Source organism: Cypionkella sp., assembly GCF_028290025.1.
GTDB lineage: Bacteria > Pseudomonadota > Alphaproteobacteria > Rhodobacterales > Rhodobacteraceae > Cypionkella.
Map to the genome: position 1 here is coordinate 40,977 of NZ_JAQGKQ010000064.1, position 12,409 is coordinate 53,385.

Annotated in this window: 13 protein-coding genes; 9 read left to right on the top strand and 4 right to left on the bottom strand. The window is 58.7% G+C overall.

Translation table 11 applies throughout. The features are described 5' to 3' along the window. Nucleotides 1-55: 55 nt before the first annotated feature. Nucleotides 56-688 carry a hypothetical protein gene (locus JWS10_RS10460; RefSeq protein WP_299507088.1) on the bottom strand — a complete coding sequence of 211 codons (633 nt, stop codon included), beginning with the start codon at nucleotides 686-688 and terminating at the stop codon, nucleotides 56-58. A gap of 210 nt (nucleotides 689-898) precedes the next feature. Between JWS10_RS10460 and JWS10_RS10465 the strand changes: the two genes are divergently transcribed. From JWS10_RS10465 to JWS10_RS10475, 3 genes are all read left to right on the top strand, one after another. Next, a complete protein-coding gene (locus JWS10_RS10465) occupies nucleotides 899-1,345 on the top strand; it encodes a DUF983 domain-containing protein (protein WP_299474524.1) in 447 nt (148 codons plus the stop codon). Between the two features lie 133 nt (nucleotides 1,346-1,478). Next, a complete protein-coding gene (locus JWS10_RS10470; RefSeq protein ID WP_299507091.1) occupies nucleotides 1,479-2,180 on the top strand; it encodes a DUF3859 domain-containing protein in 702 nt (233 codons plus the stop codon). A gap of 48 nt (nucleotides 2,181-2,228) precedes the next feature. Further along, nucleotides 2,229-2,831 carry an NUDIX hydrolase gene (locus tag JWS10_RS10475; RefSeq protein WP_299507094.1) on the top strand — a complete coding sequence of 201 codons (603 nt, stop codon included), beginning with the start codon at nucleotides 2,229-2,231 and terminating at the stop codon, nucleotides 2,829-2,831. Between the two features lie 210 nt (nucleotides 2,832-3,041). Here the strand turns inward: JWS10_RS10475 and murD are convergent, their stop codons facing one another. Further along, a complete protein-coding gene (murD, locus tag JWS10_RS10480) occupies nucleotides 3,042-4,490 on the bottom strand; it encodes a UDP-N-acetylmuramoyl-L-alanine--D-glutamate ligase (protein ID WP_299507150.1) in 1,449 nt (482 codons plus the stop codon). Nucleotides 4,491-4,638: 148 nt separating this feature from the next. Here murD and JWS10_RS10485 point away from each other — a divergent pair, with 148 nt between their 5' ends. The 6 genes from JWS10_RS10485 (at nucleotide 4,639) to rfbA (ending at nucleotide 9,768) form a co-directional block, all read left to right on the top strand. Further along, the gene (locus tag JWS10_RS10485) at nucleotides 4,639-5,565 is read left to right on the top strand and encodes an ABC transporter ATP-binding protein (RefSeq protein WP_299507097.1); all 927 of its coding nucleotides are present in this window, start codon (nucleotides 4,639-4,641) and stop codon (nucleotides 5,563-5,565) included. Next, nucleotides 5,562-6,323 (top strand): ABC transporter permease, encoded by a 762-nt coding sequence (locus JWS10_RS10490; protein ID WP_299474540.1) that lies wholly within the window; start codon nucleotides 5,562-5,564, stop codon nucleotides 6,321-6,323. The genes JWS10_RS10485 and JWS10_RS10490 overlap by 4 nt, the downstream gene beginning before the upstream one ends. Nucleotides 6,324-6,450: 127 nt before the next feature. Next, on the top strand, nucleotides 6,451-7,014 hold the full coding sequence (gene rfbC, locus JWS10_RS10495; protein ID WP_299507100.1) for a dTDP-4-dehydrorhamnose 3,5-epimerase: 564 nt from the start codon (nucleotides 6,451-6,453) through the stop codon (nucleotides 7,012-7,014). Further along, nucleotides 7,011-8,051 (top strand): dTDP-glucose 4,6-dehydratase, encoded by a 1,041-nt coding sequence (rfbB, locus tag JWS10_RS10500; protein ID WP_299507103.1) that lies wholly within the window; start codon nucleotides 7,011-7,013, stop codon nucleotides 8,049-8,051. The genes rfbC and rfbB overlap by 4 nt, the downstream gene beginning before the upstream one ends. Then, entirely contained in the window at nucleotides 8,048-8,899 is an 852-nt protein-coding gene (gene rfbD / locus JWS10_RS10505) for a dTDP-4-dehydrorhamnose reductase (protein WP_299507106.1), read from the top strand. The genes rfbB and rfbD overlap by 4 nt, the downstream gene beginning before the upstream one ends. Beyond that, on the top strand, nucleotides 8,896-9,768 hold the full coding sequence (gene rfbA / locus JWS10_RS10510) for a glucose-1-phosphate thymidylyltransferase RfbA (RefSeq protein ID WP_299474552.1): 873 nt from the start codon (nucleotides 8,896-8,898) through the stop codon (nucleotides 9,766-9,768). Before rfbD ends, rfbA begins: the two co-directional genes overlap by 4 nt. Before the next feature lie 53 nt (nucleotides 9,769-9,821). On the opposite strand, the gene JWS10_RS10515 is transcribed toward rfbA, so the two are convergent. Both JWS10_RS10515 and JWS10_RS10520 read right to left on the bottom strand, forming a co-directional pair. Next, nucleotides 9,822-11,024 (bottom strand): DUF1501 domain-containing protein, encoded by a 1,203-nt coding sequence (locus JWS10_RS10515; protein ID WP_299507109.1) that lies wholly within the window; start codon nucleotides 11,022-11,024, stop codon nucleotides 9,822-9,824. Nucleotides 11,025-11,027: 3 nt separating this feature from the next. After that, nucleotides 11,028-12,389, bottom strand: a complete 1,362-nt coding sequence (locus JWS10_RS10520; protein WP_299507112.1) for a DUF1800 domain-containing protein — start codon at nucleotides 12,387-12,389, stop codon at nucleotides 11,028-11,030. Nucleotides 12,390-12,409 lie beyond the last annotated feature (20 nt).

Below are 12,409 nucleotides of genomic sequence, written 5' to 3' on the forward strand. Positions count from 1 at the left end.
TGGTGAGCACTGGGGATACTCCGCCAATCGCGGCGGGGCGCCAAGCCGGCTGCGATCAGTTCGCCTGATCGTCACCGCCGTCTGGGCCAGCATCAGGGCCACCGTCCGGACCATCCATGCCATCCGGGCCGCCCATCATATCGTCGGGACCACCCTTGTCGTCACCAATCCATGGGCGATGCTTGCCGTGCTTACCATGGCCACGCTCGCCCTTGCCGTGCTTGTCATGCATCGCCTTCATCGCGCCATCGACCTCGGCTTGCGTCACAGCACCATCCTTGTCGGCGTCAAGGCGTTCAAACAGCTTCTCTGGTCCCGGACGCACCGCCATCTCGGCCGCCGTCAGCAAACCGTCGCCATCGGTGTCCATCCGGCTGACCATCTCGGCCGAGCGCGCATTGATCCGTGCCGTCACATCCGCAATGCGTGGAGCAGCCATTTCATCGGCGGAAAGTTTGCCGTCCGCATTGGCATCCATCGCCTTGACCTTGCCCGCGCGGAACGCATCCACCTCGGCCTTGGTGATTTTGCCATCCTTATCGGTGTCCAAAGTCGCGAAATCAAACGGACCCGGAGGCTTCGGTGCCGCGTCCTGCGCGTAAGCCGCAGCACCCATCAGGGCCGCAACCAAAACCAATGCCGAACCGGCCAACTTATTCTTGCTCATCGCCAATTTACTCTTGCTCATAGTCGTCTCCTCAATCTCGCCGCACGCTTGCTGCCGTGGCGTTCATACTCAGATAAACGCCACAGCTTTGGCTTTCCGTCGCAGCTATTTTGCGCGGCCTCACGGCCCGCCGATTTGTTGCGCTTGCGACAAAGCAGCACCCCCCCAGCTCACCCCTCAACTTCGGCCTGCACATTCGCTATATGACCAAGACGCACACAGGATAATTCGATGCCCAATGCTGCCCTGCACTCCGCTGCTACGCACTCTGCCGCGCTTTCCCCGTATGATACCGAAGTGGAGCGGCCAACATGGCCTGCGCTGCGCCGTGGCTGGGCGCGTTGCTGCCCGAATTGTGGCGCAGGCCCGCTGATGAAAGGCTATCTGAAGGTGCGCGAAAGCTGCCCGGTCTGCGGCGAGAACTTCACCGCCCAGCGCGCCGATGACGGCCCCGCCTACCTCACAATCCTGATCGTCGGCCACATCCTAGCGCCGCTGCTGATGTTCGTCTTCGTCAAATATCGCCCCGAGCCCGCAACCCTGATCACCATCTTCTCCATCGGCACCGTAGCGCTGTCGCTGTATCTGCTACCCCGGCTGAAAGGCGCGATGGTCGCTCTGCAATGGGCGAAGCGCATGCACGGCTTTGGTCGCGTAGATGCGAGCCAGCAGTCGTAAGCGCAGGCGAGTGACGCGGGTTACGTTGGCGAGGCCGATCAAAAGAGGGTTCGCAAGTCCAGCGAAAGTTGCTGCGGTCGGCCTGTTAGGCGAGATGTCACTTTGAACCCTTGGGTAGGGACAAATTGGACCTTTGCGCACTATTGATGCCACCACGGCGAGACAGGCAGATGGCATCGGCAGGTTGTATTGCGCGGAATCAAAAAAACGATCGCAGTTCGTAGCTAATTTTGTCATTGACGCGACAGCATTTGCACAGACACCTTGCCACAGGGTCATTGGTGGAGTTGTGATGATGGGTCGGTGTGCTTGGAGTATTGGGATCGCCTTCGCCTTTGGTTGCGCCACAATGAGTCTGGCGGACGGTGAAGTCTGGTCTGACCCAAAGCGGGTTGTTGATGTACGCGTGGGAATATTTTGCCCGCCTCCGGTGACTTCCAAATCTCAAAGCAAAAATACAATAAGCGGAGATATCGCGCGCTACTCTGAGCGGCCAGTGTTAGGCCGCGCGACCAATCTTATCCCTGCAGTTGATCACATATTGTTTGGTATTGAAGGTCGGGAGCGACCAGCCACCGGCGATGCGGTCACTATTGAGGTGACGCATCCTCCACTTGGAGCACAGGGGACTCGGTCTGAAAGCTGGACGACCTATATGCGCTCGCGCGAGGCATCGTTCAGCGGCTACGAGATAGGACTGTCGGACGGCAAACCGCTAGGCAAATGGACAGTTTCTGGCACAAGGAATGGCAAAAAACTTTTTAGCGCCAACTTTGAGGTCGTGAAACCTTCAAAAACTAATTTTGATCCGTGTGAAAGAATTCCGACAAGTTAATGGCGTTAGCTATCAACCAGCCTCACCCCCCGCAAACCCGAGCCCCCAATGACCGAAGCCATCCGCCCCGCCGCCACGATCATCCTGTGGCGATCCGCAGCCAGCGGCCCGCAGGTGCTGATGGGTCAACGCGGCCATGCCGCCGCCTTCATGCCGTCGAAATACGTCTTCCCCGGCGGCGGTGTTGACCCCGAGGATGCCACAATCGACCTCCCCGGCTTGCACTTAGATTGCGCCCACCGCCTGACGCTAAGCTGCCCAGAAAACGCACCCTCCCCCGGCACCCTAGCCCGCGCCGCCTTGCGCGAACTGACCGAGGAGACCGGCCTAAGCCTGCCCAACCCCGCGCCCGGTGACTTACGCTTCATCTTCCGCGCCATCACCCCACCGGGCCGCTCTCGCCGCTTTGACGCAAGGTTTTTCCTCGCCTCAGCCGCGAACATAACAGGCGATACCGAGCAATTCTCCGACACCCTGACCGAACTGTCACACCTACACTGGATCGGCCTGACTGAAGCCCGCGCCCTCGATCTGCCGTTTATAACCGAGGTCGTCCTAGCCGAAGTCACCGCCCTGCTGAACGGCCACCCACAACCCGGCGTGCCGTTCTTCGACAACTCCGGCCCGGTCCCAACCTTCCGCAGATTGTAAGCAACCGCCAAACCCAAAACGCTCCCGTTAAAGGTCATCCTCTCTGCAAAAATATCCCCGCCGGAGGCTCCGTAGGCAACCCCAGAAGCCTCCGGCGGGAGTATTTAGACCAAGATGAAGCCGCAAACAGTTAACAAAACCTTAAACAAACAATTCTAACATATTGAAGTTGAACATATAAAAATACTCCCAAGTTGGGAGCCCGCCAAATCACCCCAACAAAGCCTTCACGCGCGCCGTAAAATCATCGCCCCGCACCTCAAAGTTCGGATACTGATCAAACGACGCCGCAGCCGGGGCCAGCAATACCACCTCCCCCGCTACAGCCTCCTCAGCCGCACGCTGAACCGCGCGCTCCATCGTCTCGCAAATCTCATATGGGGTCGCCCCCAGTTCCAACGCAAAATCCCGCGCCGAATGCCCGATCAGATAAGCCTTCACCACCGACCCGAGGAACGGCAGCAGCCCGGCAATCCCGCCATCCTTACCCATACCCCCCGCTATCCAACGGATCGCCGGAAACGCCTGCAAAGCCTTGCCCGCTGCATCGACATTGGTGGCCTTGCTGTCATTGATAAACCGCACTCCGGCCTTTTCACCCACCACCTGACTGCGATGCGGCAACCCAGCAAACGAATGAAACGCCGTCTCAATCAGCTTCGGCCCGATCCCGAGTGACCGACACGCCGCATAGGCCGCACAAGCGTTCTGATGATTATGCGCACCCGGCAGTCCCGCCACTTCGCGCAGATCAATCGAGGCCACCTGCTTGCCACGCCGCCATTCCGACAAAAAACCCTTCCGCGCGAACACCGCCCAGCCGAAACCCTCCAGTTTTTGCCCCGACGATATACGGATCACCCGATCATCCTGCGGTCCCTCGCCCATTTGATTGGCGAGGAAGCGCCCCTCAGCTTCGTCCACCCCGATCACCGCCCGGTCCGGGCCGCCTTCGGAAAACAACCGCCGCTTCGCCGCGAAATAGCCGCCCATCCCGGCATGTCGATCCAGATGATCCGGCGAAAGGTTGGTGAACACTGCCACATCCGGGGTCAATGACCGCGCGAGTTCAGTTTGATAGCTGGAAAGTTCCAGCACTACGACCTCGCCATCCTGCGCGGGCTCGATATCCAAAACGCCGCGGCCAATGTTGCCAGCCATTTGCGTCGCCCGCCCTGCCACTTCAAGGATATGGTGGATCAGCGCAGTAGTGGTCGATTTGCCGTTCGAGCCGGTCACGCAGATCACACGAGGGGTGATGTCAAAATCGTCCCAGTCCGACATGGCGAAGCTGCGAAAGAACAGGCCAATATCGTTATCCAGCGGGATGCCCGCCTCTAATGCCAGCGCGATCACTTTGTTCGGGGTGGGATAAAGATGCGGGATGCCGGGTGAGGTGACCAAGGCCACCACGCCGTCAAAAGCCCCGGCTCGGGTGAGGTCGGTGCATTGAAATCCCTCGGCCTCGGCTTTAGCGCGGGCCTCTGGGCTGTCGTCCCACAACAACAACTCTGCATCTCCGGCTTGCAGGGCCCGGGCAGTGGCCAGACCGGACCGGCCCAGACCGAGCACAGCGACTTTTCGGCCTTCATAGCCTTTTACAGGGATCATGGCTTGGCTCCGGCAAAATGGGGTCTGGCCCCGACGCCTGTGAGATATTTGGAAATGGAGTGAAGGGAAAGAGGGCGAAATGCCAGCCCGCCACCTCCGTCTGCATCGCCATCTTCTGTTTGCAAAGCGCGCACGACGGTCTTTGCCTTTCCTGCAGCTTGGTTTAGAGATGATTGTTCCTTAAAATGGGTGATCCATGCCGTCGATCGTTTCTATCCGCAACTTGACCAAGACCTACAGCACCGGGTTTCAGGCGCTAAAGTCGGTCAATCTAGAGATTGAAGAAGGCGAGATTCTTGCGCTGCTGGGGCCGAATGGCGCGGGCAAGACCACGATGATCTCGGCCATTTGCGGCATCGTACAGCCGACCTCTGGTCAGATTTTGGTGGGAGGCCATGATGTTGTCCGCGATTTCCGTGCCACGCGCAGCCAAATTGGGCTGGTGCCGCAGGAAATTTCGCTGGAGCCGTTCGAGAAAGTTTTTAACACCGTGACCTTCTCGCGCGGGCTGTTTGGCAAATCGCCCGATCCGGAGTATGTCGAGAAAATCCTGCGGCAGTTGTCGCTCTGGGACAAAAAGGACAACAATATCCAGTCGCTATCTGGCGGTATGAAGCGCCGCGTTTTGATCGCCAAAGCCTTGGCACACCAACCGCGCGTGCTGTTTTTGGATGAACCCACGGCGGGCGTTGATGTCGAATTGCGCAAAGATATGTGGTCTGTGGTGTCTGATCTAAAGGCGCAGGGCGTCACGATCATCCTGACCACCCATTACATTGAAGAAGCCGAAGCAATTGCAGATCGGGTCGGCGTGATCAACAAGGGCGAAATTCTGCTGGTGCAGAACAAGGCCGAGTTGATGGCGCAAATGGGCCGCAAACAACTGCATGTTGACCTCGCCGAGCCGATTACGGCCATACCCGAGGCACTAGCAAGTTATGCTTTGGAACTCGGCAGCGATGGTCGCAGCCTGATCTACACCTACGACACCAAACGCGAGCGCACCGGGATCACCAACTTTTTGGGTGATTTGCGCAGTGCTGGCTTGCAGATGACTGATCTTGCGACAAGGCAAAGCAGTCTTGAGGATATTTTCGTTGGAATGGTAAGGGAAAAGCCATGAACTTTCGCGCCATCAACGTGATCTATCGCAAGGAAATGGCTCGGTTTTTCCGCACCATCATTGAATCCTTGATCTCCCCCGTGATCTCGACCTCACTATACTTCGTTGTGTTTGGTGCTGCGATTGGCAGCAAGATTGAGCAAGTTAACGGCGTGACCTACGGCGCGTTCATCGTGCCGGGGCTGATCATGCTAACGGTGATCACGCAATCCGTTTCCAACGCATCCTTTGCGATCAACTTCCCGAAATTCACCGGCACGATCTACGAGTTGCTGACCGCCCCGGTCAGCTACATGGAGATTGTCATCGGCTACGTCGGTGCAGCCGCGACGAAATCCATCTTGATCGGGCTGGTTATTCTGGCGACGGCGTTTGCCTTTGTGGATCTGCCGATTGCGCATCCTGTGGCAATGCTGGCCCTGCTTGCGCTGACCAGCGCCAGTTTCTCGCTGTTCGGCTTCATCATCGGAATATGGGCGAAGGATTTCCAGCAGTTGCAACTGATCCCCTTGCTGGTGCTGACGCCGCTGATCTTTTTGGGCGGCAGCTTTTACAGCGTCGATATGCTGCCGGGCGTCTGGCGCACCATCGCGCTGTTCAATCCAGTGGTCTATCTGATGTCGGTGTTTCGCTGGTCATTCTTTGACACCGCAGATGTGCCGATTGCGGTCAGTTTGCTGGCGATCGCGGCGTTCACCGGGCTTTGCCTTGCGGCCGTGTGGTGGATTTTCCGCACTGGCTGGCGCATTCGTCAATAACCGGCGCGTCGGTATTGCAACAAAAACGCTGTCGGTAAATAAAGTGGTTACAGCTTGGCTGCAATGTTAAGCTGCCGTGTTAAATGTTCGCTGAGATTTTCAAAGCCCCAATGTCGAGATTGAGTGTATGCAGATAGAAGAAACTGTGCTTGCTGGTGTGTTAGTTCTGACCCCAAAACGCTTCGGCGATGACCGTGGTTGGTTTTCCGAGACTTGGAATGCCAGCGCCATGGCAAGCGCCGGGCTGGATTTAGAGTTTGTGCAAGACAATCACTCTATGTCGGCGGGCGTCGGTACTGTGCGCGGCTTGCATTATCAGGCACCACCACGCGCGCAAGATAAACTGGTGCGCTGCACGGCCGGGGTGATCTTCGATGTGGCGGTGGATTTTCGGCGCGGGTCGCCGACATTTGGCCGCTGGTTTGGCGTCGAGTTGTCGGCGCAGAACGGCAAGCAACTGCTGGTGCCAAAGGGCTTTCTGCATGGCTTTGTGACCCGCGCGGCCAATACCGAAGTTCAGTACAAGTGCACCGACGTTTATGCGCCGGAATGTGACGGCGGCGTGCGTTGGGATGATCCGGAAATCGGCATTGATTGGGGGCTATCCGGTCCTGCAGTGTTGTCGGGCAAAGATGCCATAGCTCCGCTGCTAGGTGAGGTGGTATCGCCGTTTGAATGGGTGTCCGCATGAAGATTCTGGTGACGGGCGGCGCGGGCTTTATCGGCTCGGCAGTGGTGCGGCTGGCAGTTGCGCGCGGGCATGAGGTGGTGAACCTTGACGCGCTGACCTACGCGGCGTGTCTCGAAAACGTGGCTGATGTTTCCAGCTCGAACCTCTATTCGTTCGAGCAAGCCGACATCCGGAATCGCGCGCGGTTGGATGAGATTTTCGAGCTGCATCGCCCAGATGTGGTGATGCACTTAGCGGCGGAGTCGCATGTAGACCGTTCGATTGACGGGCCGGGGGATTTCATCCTGACCAATATCAACGGCACCTATAACATGCTGGAAGCCGCGCGAGCCTTTTGGCTGAGCGCTGGCAAACCTGCGGGTTTCCGTTTCCACCACATCAGCACGGATGAGGTCTTTGGCTCGTTGGGCGCCGAAGGCCAGTTCACCGAAGACACATCATATGACCCGCGCAGTCCCTATTCGGCCAGCAAGGCGGCGAGTGACCATCTGGTGCGGGCATGGCATGAAACCTATGGCCTGCCCGTGGTGCTGACGAATTGCTCCAACAATTACGGGCCGTTCCACTTCCCGGAAAAGCTGGTGCCGGTGGTGATTTTGAACGCTTTGGCGGGAAAACCGATCCCGGTTTACGGCGGCGGCGAGAACGTCCGCGATTGGCTTTATGTCGAAGATCACGCCGATGCGCTGCTGTTGGTCGTCGAAAAGGGCGCGCTGGGGCGCAGCTATAATATCGGCGGCGAAAATGAACGGCGCAATATTGATCTGGTGAAGACGATCTGCGCGATTTTGGACAAAAAGCGCCCGAAATCTGCGCCTTATGCCGAGCAGATCACCTATGTCACCGACCGCCCCGGCCATGATGCGCGCTATGCGATTGATCCGTCGCGCATCCGCGATGAGTTAGGCTGGCGGCCATCGGTGACGGTCGAAGAAGGTCTGGAGAAAACCGTGCAGTGGTATCTCGACAATGAGGCGTGGTGGAAGCCGTTGCAGGCCCGCGCCGGTGTCGGTGTGCGGCTGGGGGTGAAGGCGTGAAGGCGCTGGTATTCGGCCAGACCGGCCAAGTTGCGCAGGAATTGGCGCGGCGGATGCCAGTTGGGGTGACGGCAGAGTTTCTTGGACGCGGTCAGGCTGATCTGTCCGATCCGGCGGCTTGTGCGGCGGCTATAGCTGCGACTGACGCCGATGTGGTGATCAACGCCGCGGCTTGGACAGCTGTCGATAAGGCCGAGGCCGAGGAAGCGGCGGCGCTGGTGGTGAATGGCGACGCTCCGGGCGCTATGGCGCGAGCTTGCGCGGCGCGGGGTTTGCCGTTTCTGCATATCTCAACCGATTACGTGTTCGATGGCACAGGCGATCAGGCGTTTGGCACGGATCATCCGTTGGCCCCACTCGGTGCCTATGGTCGCACCAAACTGGCGGGTGAACAGGCGGTTCAGGCTGCTGGTGGCGCGCATATCATCTTGCGCACCTCGTGGGTGGTGTCGGCGCATGGCGCGAATTTCGTCAAGACCATGCTGCGGTTGGGTGCGACACGCGACAGTCTGAACGTCGTCGCCGACCAGATCGGTGGGCCGACCCCGGCGGCGGATATTGCCGATGCGCTTTACGCGATGGCCTCGGCATTGCTGGCAGGTCAACCCGGTGGCGTGCAGCATTTCGCAGGCGCACCCGATTGCTCGTGGGCGGATTTTGCCCGCGCGATCATGGCGCAAGCGGGCCTCAACTGCGCGATCAATGACATACCATCCAGCGCCTACCCCACCCCCGCGAAACGGCCATTAAACTCACGGCTCGATTGCAGCGGTTTGGCGACTTTTGGCATTGCCCGCCCGGAATGGCGCGCAGGTTTGAACAAGATTTTGCAGGAGTTAACGGTATGACGCGTAAGGGTATTATTCTGGCGGGCGGTTCGGGCACAAGGCTGTGGCCGATTACTATGGGCGTCAGCAAACAACTGCTGCCGATCTATGACAAACCGATGATTTACTATCCTCTGTCCGTGCTCATGCTCGGCGGTATCCGCGAAATCGCGATCATCACCACGCCCGACGATCAAAGCCAGTTTGTCCGGCTTTTGGGCGATGGCAGCCAGTGGGGGCTTTCGCTGACCTTCATCGTGCAGCCCTCGCCCGATGGCTTGGCACAAGCTTATCTGCTCGCGAAAGACTTTCTGGCCGGAGCGCCGAGCGTTCTGGTATTGGGCGACAACATCTTCTTCGGTCACGGCCTGCCCGAGATTTTGGCCTCGGCTGCGGCTAAGACAACAGGCGGCACAGTGTTTGGCTATCGCGTCGCCGACCCCGAACGCTACGGCGTCGTGCAATTTGATGCGGCGGGCAATGTCGAAGCGATCATCGAAAAGCCGGAAGTGCCCCCGTCCAACTATGCGGTAACCGGGCTTTACTATCTGGACGGCCGCGCGCCCGAACTTGCAGCGCAAGTGAAGATGTCACCGCGTGGAGAGTTGGAAATCGCCGACCTTCTGGAAATCTACCGCGCCGAGGGCAGCCTGACGGTCGAGAAAATGGGCCGTGGCTTTGCTTGGCTCGATACCGGCACCCACGCGAGCTTGCTCGACGCGGGCAATTTCGTCCGCACTCTAGAGGCGCGGCAAGGTCTGCAAGTCGGCTGCCCGGATGAAATCGCCTACCGCGCCGGATGGATCGACAAAGCGTCGTTGCAAGCCCGTGCCGATTTGTTCAGGAAAAACGAATACGGTCGCTACTTGCAGAGCATCGTCTCGGAATAACAGCAACGGCGGGGCGGCAACTTGCTCGCCCTGCCTTTGCCCTGCCCCTGACCCTACAGAACGAATTTTGGATCTGTGCCCATTTGCAAACCGGGAAACACCGAGCCTTGCAGCGTGGCGCGGTCGATCCCATAAAGTGCCTGCATGGCATGCGCAGCCCAAGCGCGCACGTCAGAGGTCGGCATCACGTCGCGCCTGTCGTAAAGATTGGCCTCGGACAGGCCCGGCCAAGGCCCGTAAACCTTGCCACCGCGCAACGCGCCACCGGCCATAACCATCACCCCGCCAGTACCGTGATCGGTCCCAGCGGTGCCGTTTTCACGCGCAGTGCGGCCAAATTCGGTCATCGCCAACACCATGGTTTTGCCCCAAACCTCTGCCCCAAGGCCCGATTGCAACCGTAATATCGCGTACTGCAAGCGGGTCAAAGACCGCGGTAAGCCATCGGCTTGGTTGCGATGGGTGTCCCAACCGCTCATCGAAAATGCCGCGATCCGCGCATCTTGCCGCAGCTTTCCTGCGGCGTAATCAACCAGCATCTCGATATCGGCCAGTTGCACGCCCGCCACCTTTAGCGGTGTCTGCGCCATCATGCCGATGTCGCCAGCGTCGGCAAGTTCCATCGCCTCCATTGCGGCCGCCTGAAACAGCGGGTCGTCATGGTAAACTTTTTCGAACAACAACCGCGCCTGCGGCGATAGCAAGAGCGTCGTTTCGGGCGACCAGTTGCGCACCTCGGCGGCACCTTCCAGCAGTGGCATCGCTACCTGACCGATCGAATAGGCGGTTTCTGATGTCAAGCCTTGCTGGCTTTGCAAAAACCGGTTCAGCCAACCGTCTTTGACCTGCAACAACGGCACGTCCATGCCAGTGCCAGCCTCCAGCATGTCTTGGCCTTCAAAATGGCTGCGCTTGTCGCGGTAAGGCGATGAGGTGGCGTGGACAAAGCCAAGCTGGCCCGCTTGCCACAGCGGCATCAGATCGCCCATCGCCGGATGCAAACGGAAATATCCATCCAGATCATGCGCTTGCGAGGCCAGCAACGTGGGGCGCAGGGTCGCGAAATCGGGGTCGCCCTGCGGCTGCACAATATCCAGTCCATCCATACCGCCGCGCAGAATGATCACGATCAGCCGCTGATCACCCAAGCTGCGCGCGCCATCCGCTCCGGCCATGGTCACCGTTGTAAGCAATGGGTGCGCCGCCACCGAGCAACCCAAGACGCCCAAACCACGCAGAAAATGCCGTCTGTCCATGCGCTATCTCCGGTTAAATTCTGCTGACGCGAGCACCAGCCCAACGCCTTGACTGATATCTTCAGCGCGGGCTGCGGCCCATAGCAGACCCTCGCTGGCCCGATCGGCCAAACAGCTTTGCGCGAGCGTCACGGGGTCTGGCAGCGGGTTGACCAATCGCGTCGGCGCACGCATCGCCCAGGTGATCCGACGCGCCAGACCCTGCGGGGTGATCCATTCCTCAGCTTCTTCAGGAAAGCCATTCGGCCCAGCCGGGCGTTTGAAAGGCTGGCCCATCACCGCCATCGTATCTAAGATTACAACTTTAAAGATTTTGTAGTTCAGCGCCTGAATATCAGCCCCAGTCATCCCAATCGCACGACAACAAGCCACAATGAAATCAAAGGGCTGACGAACCTTTGTCGTCGCGTTTACCCATGCCGCCGGATGGTAAAGCATCGCCGCATAGGTCGCCATCAGATCGCCACCAGAGCTGTGATATGCGTCGCCGACTGCCGCAACCAAAGCCTCATCCGGCGTATCTGAGACGAAATGCACCGCCAATTTGCGCGCAACATGCTTGGCAGTGCCCGGGTGCAACGCGAGATCCCGCAGGGCAGCACGCACATCATCCAACCCGCCCGCAGTATAGGTTTTGCCCAATAGCGTTTTTGGCCCCGGCTCGGCTTTACGCTCATCAAAGATCATCTCGCCTGTCGGCCCAATGGTAATTCCGGCCAACAGTCGCGCGAGTTCGGTGACGTCGGTCTGGCTATATGCAGCGCCGACGCCGAGGCTATGCAATTCTATAACTTCACGAGCGAGATTTTCGTTCAGCCCCTTGCTTTGCTTTTTACCCAAGCGCGAATTGGGGCCGATGGAACTTGACTGATCCAAATACACCAACATCGCCGGATGCAGCGAAACAGCGACCAGCATATCGCTGAAAAGCCCGTTCAGATGCGGCCGCACAGCGTCTTCGATCATCGCAAACGGAAACATTGTCTCCAACTTGCGTGTCGCCAATACCGAGAAATGATCTCCCCAGAAATTCACCAACCGCTCGCGAAAGCCATCGGGCGCGTCAATCGCCCGCGCAAAAGTGGCGACTGCCGCATCCCGCGCCGCCGCTTGGGTTTGTTCGATGAAAACCTCACGGGCTGCGATCATTTCAGGGGACTTTCTATCCAGACCGCTCAAACGCAAGTCGCGCATTTCACCGATGATTTCAACATAACGCGCATGGCCTGCGATCGGCCAAGCCTGCGCCATCAGGTCGGGGCCCGCCAAAACCGTAAGGATAGATTCCGGCGTTTCGGGGGCATTTGGCGGAAACGGCAAGCCGCAGCCAAACCGGACAGCAGCAAGGGTGCTTGGATTTGACATCGACGTTTTGACTCCATTTC